Origin of the sequence: Nocardioides immobilis, from assembly GCF_003515065.1 — a bacterium.
Classification (GTDB): domain Bacteria; phylum Actinomycetota; class Actinomycetes; order Propionibacteriales; family Nocardioidaceae; genus Nocardioides; species Nocardioides immobilis.
This window is the reverse complement of sequence record NZ_QXGH01000028.1, coordinates 40,457-58,192: the sequence shown is the minus strand read 5'-3', so window position 1 is coordinate 58,192 and position 17,736 is coordinate 40,457. Positions and strand designations below refer to the sequence as shown.

Here is a 17,736-nt window from a genome sequence, read left to right as displayed (position 1 = left end):
GACAGGTCAATCAGATCCTGACTGCGTGGCGTGCTCGCTCACATAGGTCACCCGGACGCCGGCCGGGCACGGTCGGCTGCTCGTGATGGTCCCGCCGCCCCCGGCGATCGCGACGACGAGCAGGTGGAGGTCTTCGGTCGGGACGGTGACCGAGTGCCACGTCATGCCGGACGCTCGCTCGGAGCCGCTCGGGCTGAGATCCGGGTCGGGATGGCTCACGTGAGCCGCCCTCGCGCGTGGTCGGCGATCAACAGGGGGATCCCGGCCGCGTCCCCGCGCGTCCTCAGGAGGAGCTGCTCGACGACGGTGAGGTGGCGCAGGTCGGGCACCACGACACCCCAGACGGAATCGTCGTGGGCCAGCTCGTCCAGCAGCGAGTGGAACACGCCACTGTCGATGCCCTCCTCCACGTAGACGGTCCCGAGACTGAACACCTCGCGGTGCGCGAAGCTCGCGAGCTGGGCCTGCACCCGTCGGATCCTGGAGGCGCTCTTCAGGACGTCCGCGCGGATGTAGCCGAGCAGGACGGGGCGCGGGTTGCTCATCGGGTCACCTCGGGCTGCCGACAGAGACCGCGGAGAAGACGCCGTTCCGCCACCACCACGGGCCGTCCTGCGACCAACCGTCCAAGGCTGGGTGAGGCGATCGGCGCGGCGGACATGGGGGACCTCGGGTGGTGGGGAACGGCGTCGTCCTCACCTTCCGTCCGGGGCCGCCTTCCGGCATCGAGAGACCTACGGTGAAAGGTACGTACGTGCCCTCGACTACGTAGGTCCCGTCAGCGGTCCTGCTGCTCGGCGACCCAGGCCGCGACCTGCGCCCGGGAGGTCATGCCCAGCTTGCTGAGGATGTGGTCGACGTGGGTCTCTGCGGTGCGCTGGGCGATGACGAGCCGGGCGGCGATCTCGCGGTTGGTCAGACCCTCGGCGAGCAGTCCGGCGATCTCCTGCTCCCGCCTGGTCAGGCCGCCAGGAGCCTCCGCCCCCGCCCTCCCGGCGGAGCGGCCCGACTGCGGAGATCCGCCGTCACCCTCACCGAGGGCGAGCGCCACCGCCTCGTCGAAGGAGTACGACGCCCCCTCCGTGAAGGCTCGCTCGAAGGCCGCCGCACCGATCGTCCCGGCCACTGCTTCCTGCAGCCCCTTCTCGACCTGGCTGTAGGGGCTGGTCTCGTCGATCTTGGCCCCGCTGGTCCTCCAGACCGCGTGCGACGCTCCCAGCAGACGTGCCGCCCGCTCGTCGGGTGAGATCGAGGCCCCGCACCAGGACAGCGCCTGGACGCCGAACCCGATGCCGGTGAGGTCATGAAGGGGTTGGAACAGTCGCACGCACTCGCGCAGGTTCTCGACGGCCCGGTCGTACTCACCCACGCGCCAGCTCGAGACGCCGACGCACCACAGCGCGTACGCCTTCGACGACGTGGCGCCGTACTGCTCCGTGAGCGCCAGCGCCTGTTGGCTGAAGTCGCCGTCGCGGGGGTCCTCGAGGAAGAACGTGGCAGCGGCCAGCAGGACCAGGGTGTCGAACTCGCCGAGCGGCTCGCCCAGCGCACGGAACCGGGTCCGGGCTTCCTCGAGCAGTGCGATCGCGGCCGGCAGGTCTCCGCGGTAGAGCACGGTGTGTCCCCGGAGCTCCGCGACGCGGGCCCGCAGCAGGTCGTCGTCGAACCGCTCGGCGAGCTCGGCCGCCTCTGCCAGCATGGTGTCCGTCCGGTCGAGGTCGCCGGCGATCAGGGCCAGGTAGCTGGCGGCCCACAGCCCGTGAGCGCGGGCGCGGGTGGGCTCGGCGGCGAGCTCGATCGCCCGGATCAGGTAGCGATAGCCCTCGCGAAGGAACCCGGCGAACCAGAAGTTCCAGAGGGGTGCGGCGATGTCGAACGCGGCCGCGGCGTCGGCCGGGTCATCGAGCGCGAGCTCGAGGGCGGCCCGGAGGTTCCCGTGCTCGCGCCGCAGGCGGATGTACCAGTCGGCCTGGTGGGAGCCGAAGCCCTCCGCGGCATACCGCTCCGCGAGGGATCGGTAGTGGTTGCGATGCCTGACCACCAGCTCCTGCTTCTCGCCCTCGCCGAGCCGCTCCTCGCCGTACTGCCGGATGGTCTCCAGCATCTGGTACCACGCGGTCGTGTGGCTGGTCGCCTGGATGCGGATCACGATCGACTTGTTCACCAGGCTCGCGATCAGGTTCAGGACGTCGGCGGTGGGGATCCCCTCTCCGCTGCAGACCTCCTCCGCAGCCTCGAGGTCGAAGCCCCCCGAGAACACCGAGAGCCGCGCCCACAGCACCTGCTCGGCCGGAGAGCACAGCTCGTAGCTCCAGCCCACGGTGGCGTCGAGCGCCTGATGCCTTGGTGCTGCCGATCGACCGCTGGTGAGCAGCCGGAAGCGGTCCTCGAGCCGGTTGAGGATCTGCACCGGTGACAGGGTGCGCAGCCAGACCGCGGCGAGCTCGATTGCCAGGGGGACCCCGTCGAGCCGCCGGCACAGCTCGACCACGGCGTCGCGGTTGCCGTCCCCGACCTCGAAGTCGGGCGCGACGGCCGCAGCCCGGTCGAGGAACAGCCGGACCGACTCGTAGTGAGCGGCGTCGCCGGCCTCGACCTCGGCGGCCGGAGTGCTCAGCGGCGGGACCGTGAGGATCTGCTCACCCTCGACCCCGAGGACGTGCCGGCTGGTGGCGAGGATGCGCAGTCCGGGAGCCGCCGCCAGCAGCTTGCTGGCCAGCATCGCGCAGGCGTCGGTGAGGTGCTCGCAGTTGTCGAGCACGATGAGGAGCCGTCGCGACTCGAGGTAGGCGGCGAGGTCGCTGGCAGGGTCGGCCGAGACCTGCCTCAGCTCGAGCGTGTTGGCCACCGTGTGCGGCACCAGCTGCGGATCGTGGAGGGCAGCGAGCTCGACGAACCACACGCCGTCGGGGAAGGAACGCCGCACCTCGGCCGCCATCCGCAGCGCGAGCCGGGTCTTGCCGACGCCGCCGACCCCGGTCAGGGTCAGCATCCGGCTGCTCGCGAGGAGCCGCCGGGTCTCGCTCAGCTCACGGCGCCGGCCGACGAAGGTCGTCAGCTCGGCCGGGAGCGCACCCCTGACCGACGCCGCAGACTTCGTCGTCGCCATCGAGGGTCCGCCTCTGCCGTACTGCCCCTACAGCTGTCGGGTCGACCACACTCGGCGTCCGTGTGCGCCGACGTGCATCCGAGATGACCAGTCTAGGACGGACAGCTCGCGGCGGATCGGAGCTAGGCGGTGAACCGGACCCACGGGCTGCGGCAGATCAGCAGGCGTCGTACCAGCCCGCTGTCCTCTGCCAGCTGCGCGCTCGCGTTGAAGGAAGCCTCGAACGCGCCGTCGCGCCGGGTCTCGCCGAGCACCAGCTCGGTGTCGCCAACGACGGCGCCCTGGAGGAGGTGGTGCGTCAGCACGCTGACCTCGCGCTGCGCGAGGTAGACCTCGAGGCCCGCCCGGTCGCCCTCGAACTCCGCCGCCTTGTCGCCGGTGGAGAACAGGATCGACAGCCGGAAGTCGTCGGTGATCATGTCCAGCACGCGCTCCGGGGTGGTCGAGTCCATGATCTCGAACCAGGCATGCAGCAGGGGAGTGGGACTCATCGTGGACCTTCCTCCGGATCGGCGACTCATGCGTCGGGCAGCAGGGCCAGCTCGGGGTCGAACGCCACCTGGTAGCCCGTGACGAGGCCGTCCGTCCCCAGGCTGGCCGCCGCGATGAAGTGGCCGGTGGTGGTCGTGCCGTCGTCGACCACCGCGCCGTAGGCGAGCTCGAGGCCGTCGACGACCGCCTCCCGGAGCAGGACGTGCCGCCGGACGACCTCACCGCGCCCGGAGAGGTAGTCGTGCAACGCCTGCCTGCCCTCGCCGCGGACGGCCCCACCGGGCAGCAGGATCGCCGACCGTACCTCGGGGTCGAGCAGCGACATCGCCGTGTCCAAGTCACCTGCGTCGACGGCGGCGTAGTACCGGGAAAGAGCCGTGCTGGTCACGGTCTGAACCTAATTCAATTCGTAAGGCGTGTCCAGAGCCTTGCCCGAGTCGCGCACCGCGCGTAACCTGAACTCAGTTCAATTCAAGTGAGAGGCGCGACATGCATCCCTGGCCCGAGCTTCATCCCGAGCTCCTGGCACCGGTCCCCGAGCGAGAGGAGCTCCGGCAGGTCGTCCGCGAGGTGCTGGCCAAGCATGCCGACCACGAGCAGGTCCGCGCGGCGGCCGACTCCGCTGCCGGCTACTCCGAGGACCTCTGGCGGCTGCTGAATGTCGAGCTCGAGATCAGCCGGCTGGCCGTCGCCGAGAACCTCGGCGGCAACGGCTTCGGGCTGCAGGAGCTCTTCGTCGTCATCGAGGAGTGCGGTGCCGGGCTGTTGCCCGAGCCCGTCCTGAGCTCAGCAGCGCTGGGCTGCCAGGCGCTGGCGGCCGCCGACGACCCCGCCAGCATCACGGATCTCCTCACCCCGGCGCTCAGCGGCGAGCTCGTCGTGACGGTCGCCACGGGTGCCGATCCGCTCACTGCTGCCCAGGACCCCGATGGCCGCTGGCGCGTGTCCGGCGGTCGGGCCAGGGTGCTGCACGGAGCCGCGGCCGGACTCGTCGTGGTGGACGCGGTCACACCGCAGGGCGCGGTCCTCTTCGCCGTGGCGGCGACGGACGTCGCGGTCCGACCCCGGACCACCGTCGACCTGACCCGCCGCCAGGCCGACCTCTCCTTCGACGCAGCGCCTGCCCGGCTGCTGGTCGGCGTCCCCCGTGCCGCTGCTGTCATCGATCGGCTGGACCTGATCGGGCGTGCCGCTCTCGCGGCGGAGCACACCGGCATCGTCGGCGAGCTCCTCGACCGCACCTGTGAGTACGTGACCCAGCGCGACCAGTTCGGGCGGGCGGTCGGCTCATTCCAAGCGATCAAGCACCGGCTCGCTGACGTGCTCGTCGACCGCGAGCGTGCTCGCTCCGCCAGTCGGTACGCCGCTGCGGTCCTCGACGGGGAGCCGGACACCGCGGCCCTCCCCGTCGCCGTCGCCGCCGCAGCTTGCGCCGACGCAGCGATGCGGACCGCGCACGAGGCGGTGCAGCTGCACGGGGGCATCGGCTTCACGTGGGAGCATCGCGCACACTACTACGTCCGCCGGGTGCTCGGCGACGAGGGACTCTTCGGCGCGTCGCGCGAGCACCGCGCCCGCATCGCCGAGCTCGTCGAGGTCTGAGCTCGGCAGCAAGGATCGGTCGCCCCGGTGCGCACGGTCGGGCGACCGGCGGACGAATGGCGTGAGGACCAACTCGCGATAGGCCGGCGAATACCGCCGGGGGAGCGCGACTTAGGGGTCGGGGTTCGCGCCCTTCGCGCGATGCACGCCCGCTGCTCGGCAACTGAGTGCGGTGCCCTCCGGACTCCCCGCGGAGGATCGACGCCAGTCCGATGCTCCAGGTCTCAGCGGCCTTCCGTCAGGCCGTGATCGCCGCCGACGCCGTCTCGGCCGCTGTCATGCCGAACGCGAGCGCCGAAGCGAGGCCGCCGGCGTACGCGCGGTTGTAGATCCCGCCCGTGTCCGATCCGGCGCAGAGCAGACCGGGTACGGCGGCGCCGTCCTTGCCGAGCACGCGGGCACGGTCGTCGATGCGGACGCCGTGGAACGGGAACGTCAGCGCCGGGACGCACTCCACGACGTACCAGGGCCCTTCGTCCTGGGGTGCTGCGTCCCGCACGCGACCCGGCTGGAGCGGGTTGCCGGCCTCGGCGGCGCGGTTGAGCTCCTCGATCCGCGCCCGGATGGCCGGGCCGTCGTACCCCCAGTCCTCGGGGAGGAGGTCCAGCTCGTCGAGCGTCTCGGCGACGCCGACCCGACCTCCGCGCCTGCTGGCCAGGGCGAACTTGTCGAGGGCGACCGCGCCCTCGACGTACGACGTGACCATCCAGTCGCGGTGCACGCGGGCGTCGCAGATCAGCAGGCCGCGGGACTCCGGCTGCTCCAGCAGCGCCATCGTCGTGAGGTGGTCGCCGAGGGTCTCGTCCGTGAAGCGCTGACCGTCGACGTTGAAGAGGAGGGCGTGCTCGCTGTAGTAGAGCGAGAGGTGGACGAAGTCAGCCGGGTCGGCGAAGGGGATCCCGCTGGGGACCAGGTGGCCGTAGAAGCCTGCGTCGTCGGGCCCGGTGGCGGCATCGACGGAGGCTGCCAGCCGGTAGCCGGCGCCGGTGCTGCGGGGGTTGGACCGCAGCTGCATCCCGGCGGCCCGCGGGTGGATGTTGCTGGCGACCAGGTCGGGATCGCCCTGGAAGCCGCCGGTCGCCAGCAGCGTCCAGGCCGCGCGCACCTCTTGGGTCCCTTCGGGCCCGGTCAGCTCCGCGCCGACGACGCGGCCGTGGTGGGTGAGGAGGCGCGAGGCCTGGGTCCTCAGCAGCATCTCGCCGCCGGCGTCGGTGACGATCCGGCGACACAGGTCGACGTACTGGTTGGTGTCGAACTGGTGGCCGCGGCCGAACCCGAGCACGGGCACCGCCTCCTGGACGTCGACACCGACCGAGCGGATCCACTCGACACCTTCGGCGAACCGGTCCACGACAGCATGGCGAAGCGCCTCGTCGCCGTGCGGGTTGACCTCGTCCATCACCGCGCGGCTGGGCGCCGTCCAGATGTATCCGGCGAACCGCGCGGACCCGCCGACGTCGTCGCCCACCTCGACCACGACGACCCGTCGTCCGTCACGGGCGGCGCGTGCGGCGGCGGTCAGCCCCGCCATCCCGGCACCGATCACCAGCAGGTCCGTCTCCAACATCTCGGCTTCCTTTCTCTGTGACGTCAGTTACCCTAAACTAAACTTACTTCAGTTCAAGGGAGTGCTGGCATGACCGAGGCCCCGGGCGGACCGCGCTCCGCCCTCCGCGTGCGGGTCTTCCGGCTGCTGCTCTCCGTGCAGCTCGTGAACGCGACCGCGGTGTGGGTGCACGTCGTCGCGGTCCAGTGGATCCTGACGGAGCGCGGGGAGTCGGCGACGGTCGTGGCGCTCGCGCCGACGGCTGTCGCCGTCCCGTTCATCGTCCTCTCGCTCCCCGTCGGCGTGATCGTGAGCCACGCCGTACGAGAGATGCTGATCGCTCGCGCGGCCGCTGTCGCGGGACTCGCCGCCGCCGCTGCTGCGCTCCTCGTTCTCTCCGGGACCGACGCAGCTCTGCCGCTCCTGGCCACGATCGTCGTCGTGGGCGCGGCGCTCGTCGTCGTCGGAGTCGCATGGCAGTCGCTGCTGCCGGAGATCGTCGACCGGGAAGTCCTGCCGTCCGCGGTCCTGCTCGACGGCGCGGTCTTCAACATGGCGCGCGCGGTCGGTCCGCTGGTCGCCGGCACCGTCCTCGGGCTCGGCCTCCCAGCCGCGTTGTTCGGCACCGTCGCCGTCATGTTCGGCGTCTGCTCGGTGCTGCTCCTCTTCCTCGGCCGTACGACGCCCGCCCGCCCGTGCCGGTCGGAGTCGATCGTGACGGCGATCGGCGGGGCGCTGCGGTTCGTCCGCCATTCGCCGTGGACCACCGGGCTGCTCGTGCGCCTGGTGATGTTCGGCCTGCCCTCGAGTGCCCTGTGGGCGCTCGTCTCCCTGGTCGTCCACGAGCGGCTGCACCTCGGCGGATCCGGGTTCGGCGTCACGATGGCACTCATCGGCGCCGGATCGGTCGCGGCCGCGGTGACCCTCGGGCGGCTGCGGGCGCGGGTGAGCGCTCATCTCCTCGTGGCCACGTTCTCCGCCGGCTATGCGATCAACCTCGCGGCCCTCGCGCTGCTCGGCGAGCTGTGGCTGCTGGCGCCGTTCCTCGTGCTCGGCGGCATCTCCTGGGTCGTCGTCCAGAGCACCTGGATGATGCTCGCCCACCAGGCCCTCCCGGACTGGGTCCGGCCGCGGGTGGTCGCGTTCCTGCTCATGCTCTTCCAAGGGACCCAGGCCGTCGGTGCGCTCGCGTGGGGTGCCGTGGCCGACGTCGTCGGCGTCCAGCGCGCCCTGGGCCTCGCTGCGGCCCTCCTCGTCGGCTACGCCGCCGTGCTCGTCAGCACCGGGCTGCGGACCAGCGTCGGGATCGAGCCGGTGCCGGCGACGCCCGACGCGGCGATCGCCGAGCTGGTCCGCGAGGCCGCCGAGGGTGAGCTCGTCGTCCGCTTCGAGTACGACGTCGCCGCTACCCATCACGACACCTTCCGGGATGCGATGGCCGACCTGCGCCTGTCCCGGTTGCGGCTGGGTGCGCGGTCCTGGTTGCTCGAGCCCGACCCGGCCCGCCCCTGCACGTTCATCGAGAGCTACCGCGTCCGTGACCGCAGCCTCCTGCTCGAGCAGGAGACCTCGCGGCTCACTGTTCCCGAACAACGGCTGCGCCACGTCGTGCAGGCGCTGACGACCAGGTCCGCCGGACCCGCGCTCACGCCGGTGCGGCCGGGTCCGTCCACCACTGAGCCGGCGGAGCGCCGGCGCCGAGGAGGCAACACATGAACGACAACGCGACCGGGACCGGCCGGTTCACCGGATGCACCGCCCTCGTCACGGGCGGCGGCTCCGGCATCGGGGCTGCCGTCGTCCGCCGGCTCGCTGCCGAGGGGGCGGCCGTGCACGTCGCCGACGTGGTCGCCGCCAACGCCTCGAGCGTCGCGGCGTCGGTCGGTGCCGTCGCCCACACCGTCGACGTCACCGACGCCGCAGCGGTCGACGGCCTGGTGGACGCCGTGGTGCGCGGGGCCGGGTCGCTGGACGTCGTCGTGCACGCGGCCGGCGTCGACGATCCGCAGGCCAAGGCGTGGATCCGTGAGGCGGGGGAGTCGGGCCGGCCGGTCGACGTCACGTCGCGGCTGACCGACGAGGCCTGGCGCCGGGTGATCTCGGTCAACCTCGACGGGACCTTCCATGTCCTGCGCGCTGCGGTGCGGGCGATGCGCCCGCAGGGGAGCGGCGCGATCGTCACCGTCGGCTCGTCGGCCTCCTTCGACACGCTGGTCGGCTATCCGCACTACGCCGCGTCCAAAGCGGCGGTGCACGCCCTCTCCCAGTCGGTCGCGAAGGAGGCGGTCGGTTTCGGGATCCGGGTCAACACCGTGGCTCCCGGTCCGGTCGACACCCCGATGGCCGGCCGCACGCCACCGTCGGTCCGGGCGGCGATGGAGGCGACCGGCGCTCTCGGCTACGCCAGCGCGGAGGAGCTCGCGGACAACATCTGCTACCTCGCCTCATCCGGAGCGTCCAACGTCGTCGGGGCCGTCCTGTTGAGCAACGGCGGGCGGTTCACGGTCTCGTGATTGCCGGCATCGCTTGACAGGCGACTGAACTCAGTTCAAACTAAACTGAATCCAGTTCGGTTCTGAAAGGACTTTCCCTCATGGTGCACACCGATCACGTCCTCCTCGAGAAGGACGGCGACGTCGCCCGGGTGTGGCTCAACCGCCCGCACAAGAAGAATGCGGTGACCGTCGAGCTCCTGCACCGCCTCGACGAGATCATCAAGGAGGTCGACGCCGACCCCGACCTCAAGGTGCTCGTCCTGCGCGGGGTGCAGAACCAGTTCTGCTCCGGCTTCGACCTCGACGAGCTGCTGTCGGACTACATCGGCTCGACCATGGCGATGGACGTCGCCGTGCTCTCCGCCGAGGTCTGCGACCGCCTCTACTCGATGAACACGCCCTCGGTCGCGGTCCTCGAGGGGTTCGTCACCGCCGGCGGCTTCGAGCTGATGATCTCCTGCGACTTCGCCATCGCCTCGGACGACGCCCAGATCGGCGACTTCCACATCCGCCGCGCCCTGTTCGGCGGCGCGGGCCCGATCTACCGCCTGCCCCGCATGATCGGCCTGCGCAAGACGAAGGAGCTGATGCTGACCGGCAAGCTCCTCTCGGGCCAGGAGGCGAAGGACTTCGACCTGATCAACGACTCCGCGCCGGCCGAGGAGCTCGACAAGCGGGTGGAGGAGTTCGTCGCGACGCTGACGGACAAGAGCCCTTACATGATGCGACTGACCAAGATGGCGATCAACCAGGGTCTCGACGCAGACGTCCGCTCGCTCATGATCATGGAGCACCTCGCCGTCGGCAACGCGCTGCAGTCCGAGGACGGCCGCGAGGGCGTCCAGGCATTCCTGCAGAAGCGCGAGCCCAAGTGGGTCGGTCGCTGACGATGACGGTCGAGTCGGTCCTGCCGCTGACGGGGAGCCGTTGCTCCTCGTGCGGCAACGTCGCCTATCCCGCCGCGGCGGGGTGCCAGCGGTGCGGCAGTTCCGACCTGGCGTCCGTCGAGCTGGCGAGGTGGGGCACGGTCTGGGCCCACACGGTCCAGCGCTTCGCACCCAAGTCGCCTCCGTACGTGCCCCCGGCGGAGGGCTTCACGCCCTTCGCCGTGGGGTACGTCGAGCTCCCCGACGGCGTCAAGGTCGAGGCGGTCCTCGAGGCCACCACGGTCGACGAGCCCGCCGAGCTCGCGGACGCCCGGGTGACCCTCGTGGCCACCGAGCCGGTGCCGCGGTTCGCGACCGAGGCCTGGCTCAGCAGCCGATCGGCAGCCGAGGAGGTCGGTCCCCGATGAGCCTCGATGTCTCGATCATCGGCGCCGGCCTGTCGCGGTTCGGGCGTCAGCCGGGCGTCACCGGGCGGCAGCTGGCGGTGCAGGCGATCCACGCCGCACTGGCCGACGCAGGCATCGCCTGGCCGGACGTCCAGGTCGCCTTCGGCGGCAGCGACGGTGCCGGTCTCGCCGACACGCTGGTCGCCGAGCTCGGCCTCACCGGCATCCCCTTCACCAACGTCAAGAACGGCTGCGCGACCGGGGGCAGTGCCCTCGTCGGCGCCGTCAACGCAGTCCGCTCCGGCGCTGCCGAGATCGCGCTCGCCGTCGGGTTCGACAAGCACCCGCGGGGAGCGTTCGACCCCCGTCCTGAGGACTGGGGACTCCCGACCGGGTACGGCGAGGCCGGGCTCATGGTCACCACACAGTTCTTCGCCGTGAAGATCGCGCGCTACCTCCGCGAGCACGGCATCGACGAGAGCGCGCTCGCCAAGGTCGCCGCCAAGGCCTACCGCAACGGGTCGCTCAACCCGAACGCCTGGCGCCAGGAGCCGATGAGCGAGGAGCAGATCACCGGAGCGGCGATGGTCAACGACCCGCTCACGCAGTACATGTTCTGCTCGCCCGGTGAGGGTGGCGCGGCGATCGTCGTCGCGAGCCCGGCCGCCGCGAAGCGGCTCGGGGCGCGGGCGGTCAAGCTGCTCGCCGTCGCGCCGCGGACCCGGGCGTTCGGCTCGTTCGAGGTCTTCAGTCCCTCGATCCAGGGCGACGGCATCCCGCCGAGCGTCAGCACCGACGCGTCCCGGGCCGCCTTCGAGCAGGCCGGCGTCGGGCCCGACGACATCGACGTCGCGCAGCTCCAAGACACCGAGAGCGGCGCGGAGATCATGCACCTGGCCGAGTGCGGGTTCTGCGAGCACGGTGAGCAGGAGAAGTGGATCGCAGCCGGCGAGACCGAGATCTCTGGCCGGCTCCCGGTGAACACCGACGGCGGCTGCATCGCCAACGGCGAGCCGATCGGCGCTTCCGGGCTCCGGCAGGTCCACGAGATCGTCACGCAGCTGCGCGGCGAGGCCGGCGACCGTCAGGTCCCCGGCTCTCCGCGGCTGGGCTTCACCCACGTCTACGGTGCGCCGGGCATCAGCGCCTGCACAGTCCTGGGGGTCTGACATGACCAGTCCTGACATGACGAGCCCCGACCTCGACACCTTCGTCGCCGACGCTCGCGCCTGGCTCGACGGTGTCGCCGAGCCGCGCACCCGACGAGCCTGGGGCGAGGGCTCCGACTCGGTCGCCGTCTTCGAGAACTGGACCGCCGAGCAGGAGCGCGACGAGACCGACCGGGTCCGCACCTACGAACAGGCCAAGTTCGACGCCGGCTTCGGTGCCATCACCTGGCCGGAGGAGTACGGCGGCCGCGACCTGCCGCCGTCGTACCTCCTGGCCTTCCGGCGGGTCGAGGGCGAGTACGACGTGCCCAAGCGCACCGAGATGTTCCCGGTGACCCAGCAGCTGATCGCGCCCACCATCGCGCAGTGGGGGAGTGAGGAGCAGCGCGCGACGTACGTCCGCGCGATGCTGCGCACCGACCTCATCGCCTGCCAGCTCTTCTCAGAGACCGAGGCCGGCTCCGACCTCGCGGCGGTCCGCACCCGCGCGGTGCGGGACGGCGACGGCTGGATCCTCAACGGCCACAAGGTCTGGACGTCCGGCGCTCCGGTCGCCGACTACGGCCTGGCCGTGACCAGGACCGATCCCAGCGCCAAGCACGCCGGCCTCACCGCCTTCATCGTCCCGATGGACGCGCCCGGTGTGACCGTGCGCCCGATCCGCCAGATGACCGGCGGTGCGTCCTTCAACGAGGTCTACCTCGAGGACGTCGCTCTCGACGACAGCTTCCGGCTCGGCCCGGAGGGCCAGGGCTGGAAGGTCGCGCTCACCGTGCTCGCGTCCGAGCGATTGGACTCCGGCAACCTCGGGCTCGAGAACGCCGACCAGGCCGTCGAGCTCGCCCGCAACCTGGGCCGACCCCTCACCGAGCTCGAGCGCGACAAGGTCGCCGACCTGGTGACCAGGAGCTACGTCCAGCGGCTGACCGGCATGCGGGTCGCCGCGGCCGTCGTCGCCGGCGACGACCCCGGCCCGGAGGCCTCCGTCGGCAAGCTGCTCGCCACCGACACCATGGCGCGGACGTCCGAGGTGGCGCGGATGCTGCTCGGTCCCGAGCTCACCGTCCAGAGCGACCGGTGGGGGACCTGGGCGTGGGTCGAGCACGTGCTCGGTGCCCCGGGCTACCGGATCGCCGGCGGCACCGACGAGATCCAGCACAACATCCTCGCGGAGCGGGTGCTCGGCCTGCCGAGGGAGCCACGATGACCACCGACATCCACGCCACGAGCGGCACCGGCACCGCACTCGAGCAACGGGTCGTCGACGTCCTGTCCGCTGCCGGTCACCGCGGCGAGCCGACCGCGCTCGAGCCGCTGCTCGGGGGTCACTCCGGGCTGACCTACAAGATCGCGCTCGGCGACCAGTGGTTCGTCGTCAAGGCGGTGCCGCCGGGGCAGCGGTCGATCGGCCGGCACGACATGCTGCGCCAGGCGCGGATCATGTCCGCGCTCGCCGGCTCCGGCGTCCCGGTGCCGGCGATCAGGGCGACCGACGACGTCGAGCCGGCCTGGTTCGCGATGGAGCTGGTCGCGGGCGAGTCCCTCGAGCCGGTGCTCGACGATCCCCAGGTGGAGCCGGCACTGGCCGCCGCGCGGATGCGTCGCGCGGCCGAGATCCTCCCCCGCCTGCACGCCGTACCGCTGTCCGCGCTCCCGATCGACGGTGAGCCGCTCACCCCGGCGGACGAGCTGGCCAGGTGGCGACGCACGATGGGCGCGGTCCCGGTCGAGCTCGTCCCCGGATCCGAACGGTTGGAGAAGCTGCTGGCGTCCTCGGTCCCGGCGGCCGTCGACCCGGTGCTCGTTCACGGGGACTACCGGCTCGGCAACCTCATCTCCGTCGGCTCGGAGCCGGCCGCGCTGATCGACTGGGAGATCTGGAGCCCGGGCGACCCGCGGGTCGAGCTCGGCTGGTTCCTCGTCTTCGCCGACGGCGCCAACTTCCCGGGCGTGGGCAGGGAGGTCCCCGGTCTCCCCGACGCCGTCGAGCTCGTCGAGAGGTACGCCGACGGCGGCCCGGTGCTGCGCGACCTGACCTGGTTCGACGCGCTCGGCCGCTTCAAGATGGCCGCGATCATGGGCCACAACCTCCGTCGGCACCGCGAGGGCAGGCACCACGACCCGGACCAGGAACGGCTGCCCGCCACGATCGAACGGCTGATCCAGACCGGCACCGAGCGGCTCGGCTGAGCCCGGTCCGCCACCCACCCGCAACGACGCGCACGAGAGGCAACCTTCGTGGACTACGAATTCTCCGACCGAACCGCCGAGCTGGCGGCCCGGCTCGAGACCTTCATGGCGGAGCACGTCTATCCCGCCGAGGCGGTCTTCGATGCGCAGGTCGCCGCCAACAGCAACCCGCACGAGCAGCCGCAGGTCATGCGCGACCTCCAGCGGATCGCCCGTGAGCAGGGTCTGTGGAACCTCTTCATGACGCACGGCGACCGCGGCGCCGGGCTGTCCAACCTCGAGTACGCGCCGCTCGCCGAGATCGTCGGTCGCTCGATCATCGGCAACGAGGCGATCAACTGCTCGGCGCCGGACACCGGCAACATGGAGATCCTGGCCATGTACGGGACCGAGCAGCAGCAGAAGGAGTGGCTGGACCCGCTGCTGGACTGCGAGATCCGCTCGGCCTTCGCGATGACCGAGCCGGAGGTCGCGAGCTCCGACGCCCGCAACATCAGGTCCACGATCCGGCGCGACGGAGACGAGTACGTCCTCAACGGCCGCAAGTGGTACACCTCCGGCATCCTCGACCCGGACTGCAAGCTGATCATCTTCATGGGCAAGTCCGACCCGACGGCGCCCACCTACCGCCAGCAGAGCATGGTCCTGGTCCCGGCCGACGCCGCCGGCGTGGAGGTCGTGCGAGACCTGCCGATGTTCGGCTACCGCGACCGGCTCGGCCATGGTGAGGTCACCTTCACCGACGTCCGGGTGCCGGTGGACAACGTCCTGGGGGAGGAGGGCGGCGGCTTCGCGATCGCGCAGGGTCGGCTCGGTCCCGGCCGCATGCACTACGCGATGCGCGCGATCGGCATGGCCGAGCGGGCCCTGGAGCTGATGTGCCAGCGGGCCCGCTCCCGCGAGGCCTTCGGCGGCCCGCTCGCCGACCAGGGCGTCGTGCGCGAGTGGATCGGCCGCAGCCGGATGGAGATCGACCAGATCCGGCTCTACACGTTCAAGGCCGCCTGGCTGATGGACACCCGCGGCAACGCGGCCGCCCGCACCGAGGCCGCGGCGATCAAGGTGGCCGCGATGGAGGTCGCCCACAACGTCGTCAACCGGGCCGTCCAGACCTGGGGCGCAGCGGGCGTCAGTGACGACACCGTCCTCGCGCGGCTCTTCTCGATCACCCGTGCCCTGCAGGTCGCGGACGGCCCCACCGAGGTCCACCTCCGCAGCATCGCCCTCCAGGAGCTGAAGAAGCACGACGTCCCGAAGGAGCCGGTCTCGTGAGTGCTCCGTCAACCGGCATCGGCCCGCTCGAGGGCCGGGTCGCACTGGTGACCGGAGCCACCCGCGGGCTCGGCCGGTCCATCGCGGACGCGCTCGCCGAGGCGGGTGCGACCGTCATCGTCTCCAGCCGCAAGGCCGACGCGTGCGAGCGGGTCGCCGCCGAGATTACCGCCGCCACGGGTGTCAAGGCGCACCCCCTGCCGCTGCACGTCGGCGACTGGGACGCCATCCAGCCCGCCGTCGACGAGGTCGTGGAGCGGAACGGGCGGATCGACGTACTGGTCAACAATGCAGGCATCGCGCCGCTCGCGCCGTCGGCCATGGGCGTCACCGAGGCCCTGTTCGACAAGACGATCGACGTCAACCTCAAGGGCCCGTTCCGCCTCATGGCCGTGGCCGGCGCTCACATGCTCCGGGCGCGGCGCGGCTCGATCATCAACGTCTCCAGCATCGGCGCCGAGCGACCCAGCCCGCCGGAGGCGACGTACGCGGCGTCGAAGAACGGGCTCAACGCCCTCACCCGCGCCTTCGCCCAGGAGTACGCCCCGCACGTGCGGGTCAACTGCGTGATGCCCGGGGCGTTCGCGACCGACATGGCCAGCGAGTGGGACGACGAGTTCGTCGGACTCGTGACCAACCGGCTTCCGGCCGGGCGGCTCGGTGACCCCCGCGAGCTCGCCGGCCTGGTCGTCCACCTCGCGTCCGACGTGGCGGGCTACACGACCGGTGCCCTGATCCCCGTCGACGGCGGACGTACGGCGGTCTACTGATGTCCGACTTCCCGTTCGACGCCTTCGACCTGACCGGTCGCGTCGCTGTCGTCACCGGCGCCTCCGCCGGCCTCGGCGACGGCTTCGCCCGGACCCTTGCGGGTGCCGGAGCAACGGTGGTGGCCGCGGCCCGGCGGATGAGTCGGCTCGAGAAGCTCGCCGCGGACGTCCCCGGCCTGGTGCCGGTCGAGTGCGACGTCACCCGGGCCGAGGACCGGGAGCGGCTGATCGCCACCGCCGCCGCGATCAACGGCGGCATCGACGTCCTGGTCAACAACGCCGGGATGGCCGGGCCACCGGACGCCCTGACCGAGACCGCCGACGAGTTCAACGCGATCATCGACCTCAACCTCACCGCCGGGTTCCGGCTCGCGGTGGACACGGTGAAGTCGCTCCCCGCGGACCGGGGTGCCTCGATCATCAACATCTCCTCCGTCGTCGGGCTGGTGTCGACCGCCCCGATCGGCGGAGCCGGGTACGCCGCCTCCAAGGCCGCGGTCATCGGCATCACCCGCGAGCTGGCCGGTCAGTGGGGACGGCGCGGCGTCCGGGTCAACGCCCTGGTGCCGGGGTGGTTCGACACCGAGATGACCGACGGCCTCTTCAGCAACGAGAAGTCGGCCGGCTGGGTGCGCCGCAACACGATGCTGGGTCGCGGCGGCCGTGAGGGCGAGGTCGACGGCGCCCTGCTGTTCCTCGCCTCGGACGCGTCGAGCTACGTCACTGGGAACGCCCTTGCCGTCGACGGAGGATGGACCGCGCGATGACGGGGCTGCCCGCCACGATGCGCGCGCTGCGCCTGCTCGCCTGGGGCGCGCCGCCCGAGCTCGTCGAGGTGCCGGTGCCCGAGCCGCGTGGCACCGAGGTGCTGCTCCGCGTCGAAGCAGCCGGTCTCTGCCACTCCGACCTCCACATCATGGACGCACCCGCAGGCGCCCTGCCCTACGAGCTGCCGTTCACCCTCGGGCACGAGGTGGTCGGGACCGTGGTGGCGACCGGTGACGATGTCGAGCCCGGCTGGCTCGGACGGCGGGCCGCCGTCCACGGGGTGTGGTCGTGCGGCCGGTGCCGCCAGTGCCACCGTGGCCGGGAGAACTACTGCCACGCGTTGACCGGCCCCATCGGCGGCGGCATCGGCCGCGACGGCGGCCTGGCGGACTACATGCTGGTGCCCGCGGCGCGACACCTGGTGCCGGCCGAGGGGATCGACCCCTTGGCCGTGGCGCCGCTCACCGACGCGGGACTGACGGCGCACCACGCGCTCGACTCCCACCGGGACCTGCTGCCCGGAGCCACGGTCGTCGTGATCGGGGTCGGCGGCCTCGGTCACCTCGCGCTGCAGCTGCTCGCCGGTCACGAGCCGGCGTGCGTGGTCGCGGTCGAGCCGAGGACCGCAGGACGGCAGCTGGCGATGAAGCTGGGCGCGGACGCCGTCGTACCTGCTGTCGCGGACGCGTCGGCCTGGCTGGACGGCTGCGGCGGCGGGCACGGGGCCGACGTCGTCCTCGACTTCGTCGGCACCCAGGAGACCCTGGCTGCCGGCGGGAACCTGCTCGCACCGGGCGGCCGCCTGGTGCTGGTCGGCTCGGCCGGCGGGCACCTCGAGGTCGGCAAGGCGGCCGGGTTGGAACGTGGCTGGGGCGTGAGCGCACCGTTCTGGGGCACGTATCGCGACCTTGCCGCGGTCGTCCGGCTCGCGGAGGCCGGACGGATCCGAGCCGAGGTCGAGACCTACCGCCTGGCGGAGGTAGTGACGGCGTACGAGTGCTTGAGAGCGGGTCGGGTGCACGGCCGGGCTGTCGTGGTGCCGCGGTAGTG

18 protein-coding genes are annotated in these 17,736 nt (G+C 71.7%); 12 read left to right on the top strand and 6 right to left on the bottom strand.

What is annotated here, in order from left to right; translation table 11 throughout:
* Positions 1–6: 6 nt before the first annotated feature.
* From D0Z08_RS22125 to D0Z08_RS22105, 5 genes are all read right to left on the bottom strand, one after another.
* Positions 7–219, bottom strand: coding sequence for an MPN domain-containing protein (locus tag D0Z08_RS22125; protein ID WP_118927446.1), 213 nt, complete (start codon positions 217–219; stop codon positions 7–9).
* Entirely contained in the window at positions 216–545 is a 330-nt protein-coding gene (locus D0Z08_RS22120; protein ID WP_118927445.1) for a hypothetical protein, read from the bottom strand. Before D0Z08_RS22120 ends, D0Z08_RS22125 begins: the two co-directional genes overlap by 4 nt.
* A 233-nt stretch (positions 546–778) precedes the next feature.
* Positions 779–3,109: an ATP-binding protein gene (locus D0Z08_RS22115; protein WP_118927444.1), complete on the bottom strand. Its 2,331-nt coding sequence runs from the start codon at positions 3,107–3,109 to the stop codon at positions 779–781.
* Between the two features lie 122 nt (positions 3,110–3,231).
* Positions 3,232–3,600, bottom strand: a complete 369-nt coding sequence (locus D0Z08_RS22110) for a hypothetical protein (protein ID WP_220454294.1) — start codon at positions 3,598–3,600, stop codon at positions 3,232–3,234.
* A 26-nt stretch (positions 3,601–3,626) separates the two neighbouring features.
* The gene (locus D0Z08_RS22105; protein ID WP_118927442.1) at positions 3,627–3,989 is read right to left on the bottom strand and encodes a nuclear transport factor 2-like protein; all 363 of its coding nucleotides are present in this window, start codon (positions 3,987–3,989) and stop codon (positions 3,627–3,629) included.
* Between the two features lie 101 nt (positions 3,990–4,090).
* Between D0Z08_RS22105 and D0Z08_RS22100 the strand changes: the two genes are divergently transcribed.
* Positions 4,091–5,203, top strand: a complete 1,113-nt coding sequence (locus tag D0Z08_RS22100) for an acyl-CoA dehydrogenase family protein (RefSeq protein ID WP_118927441.1) — start codon at positions 4,091–4,093, stop codon at positions 5,201–5,203.
* Positions 5,204–5,441: 238 nt separating this feature from the next.
* Here D0Z08_RS22100 and D0Z08_RS22095 read toward each other — a convergent pair whose 3' ends face one another.
* Positions 5,442–6,770, bottom strand: a complete 1,329-nt coding sequence (locus tag D0Z08_RS22095; protein WP_118927440.1) for an FAD-dependent oxidoreductase — start codon at positions 6,768–6,770, stop codon at positions 5,442–5,444.
* Between the two features lie 69 nt (positions 6,771–6,839).
* Here D0Z08_RS22095 and D0Z08_RS22090 point away from each other — a divergent pair, with 69 nt between their 5' ends.
* The 11 genes from D0Z08_RS22090 (at position 6,840) to D0Z08_RS22040 (ending at position 17,734) form a co-directional block, all read left to right on the top strand.
* Positions 6,840–8,465, top strand: a complete 1,626-nt coding sequence (locus D0Z08_RS22090; protein WP_118927439.1) for an MFS transporter — start codon at positions 6,840–6,842, stop codon at positions 8,463–8,465.
* Positions 8,462–9,262 (top strand): SDR family NAD(P)-dependent oxidoreductase, encoded by an 801-nt coding sequence (locus tag D0Z08_RS22085; protein WP_118927438.1) that lies wholly within the window; start codon positions 8,462–8,464, stop codon positions 9,260–9,262. Before D0Z08_RS22090 ends, D0Z08_RS22085 begins: the two co-directional genes overlap by 4 nt.
* An 80-nt stretch (positions 9,263–9,342) precedes the next feature.
* Positions 9,343–10,131, top strand: coding sequence for an enoyl-CoA hydratase/isomerase family protein (locus D0Z08_RS22080; RefSeq protein WP_118927437.1), 789 nt, complete (start codon positions 9,343–9,345; stop codon positions 10,129–10,131).
* A 2-nt stretch (positions 10,132–10,133) separates the two neighbouring features.
* Positions 10,134–10,538 carry a Zn-ribbon domain-containing OB-fold protein gene (locus tag D0Z08_RS22075; protein ID WP_118927502.1) on the top strand — a complete coding sequence of 135 codons (405 nt, stop codon included), beginning with the start codon at positions 10,134–10,136 and terminating at the stop codon, positions 10,536–10,538.
* Positions 10,535–11,686 carry a thiolase family protein gene (locus tag D0Z08_RS22070; RefSeq protein ID WP_118927436.1) on the top strand — a complete coding sequence of 384 codons (1,152 nt, stop codon included), beginning with the start codon at positions 10,535–10,537 and terminating at the stop codon, positions 11,684–11,686. The genes D0Z08_RS22075 and D0Z08_RS22070 overlap by 4 nt, the downstream gene beginning before the upstream one ends.
* A 1-nt stretch (position 11,687) precedes the next feature.
* On the top strand, positions 11,688–12,893 hold the full coding sequence (locus D0Z08_RS22065; RefSeq protein WP_118927435.1) for an acyl-CoA dehydrogenase family protein: 1,206 nt from the start codon (positions 11,688–11,690) through the stop codon (positions 12,891–12,893).
* Complete coding sequence (locus D0Z08_RS22060) at positions 12,890–13,876, top strand: phosphotransferase family protein (protein WP_118927434.1); 987 nt, start codon at positions 12,890–12,892, stop codon at positions 13,874–13,876. Before D0Z08_RS22065 ends, D0Z08_RS22060 begins: the two co-directional genes overlap by 4 nt.
* 48 nt (positions 13,877–13,924) lie before the next feature.
* Positions 13,925–15,148: an acyl-CoA dehydrogenase family protein gene (locus D0Z08_RS22055; RefSeq protein WP_118927433.1), complete on the top strand. Its 1,224-nt coding sequence runs from the start codon at positions 13,925–13,927 to the stop codon at positions 15,146–15,148.
* A complete protein-coding gene (locus D0Z08_RS22050) occupies positions 15,145–15,918 on the top strand; it encodes an SDR family NAD(P)-dependent oxidoreductase (protein ID WP_220454293.1) in 774 nt (257 codons plus the stop codon). The genes D0Z08_RS22055 and D0Z08_RS22050 overlap by 4 nt, the downstream gene beginning before the upstream one ends.
* Positions 15,918–16,685, top strand: a complete 768-nt coding sequence (locus D0Z08_RS22045) for an SDR family NAD(P)-dependent oxidoreductase (RefSeq protein WP_118927432.1) — start codon at positions 15,918–15,920, stop codon at positions 16,683–16,685. Before D0Z08_RS22050 ends, D0Z08_RS22045 begins: the two co-directional genes overlap by 1 nt.
* The gene (locus D0Z08_RS22040; protein WP_245994298.1) at positions 16,682–17,734 is read left to right on the top strand and encodes an NAD(P)-dependent alcohol dehydrogenase; all 1,053 of its coding nucleotides are present in this window, start codon (positions 16,682–16,684) and stop codon (positions 17,732–17,734) included. The genes D0Z08_RS22045 and D0Z08_RS22040 overlap by 4 nt, the downstream gene beginning before the upstream one ends.
* Positions 17,735–17,736: the final 2 nt, after the last annotated feature.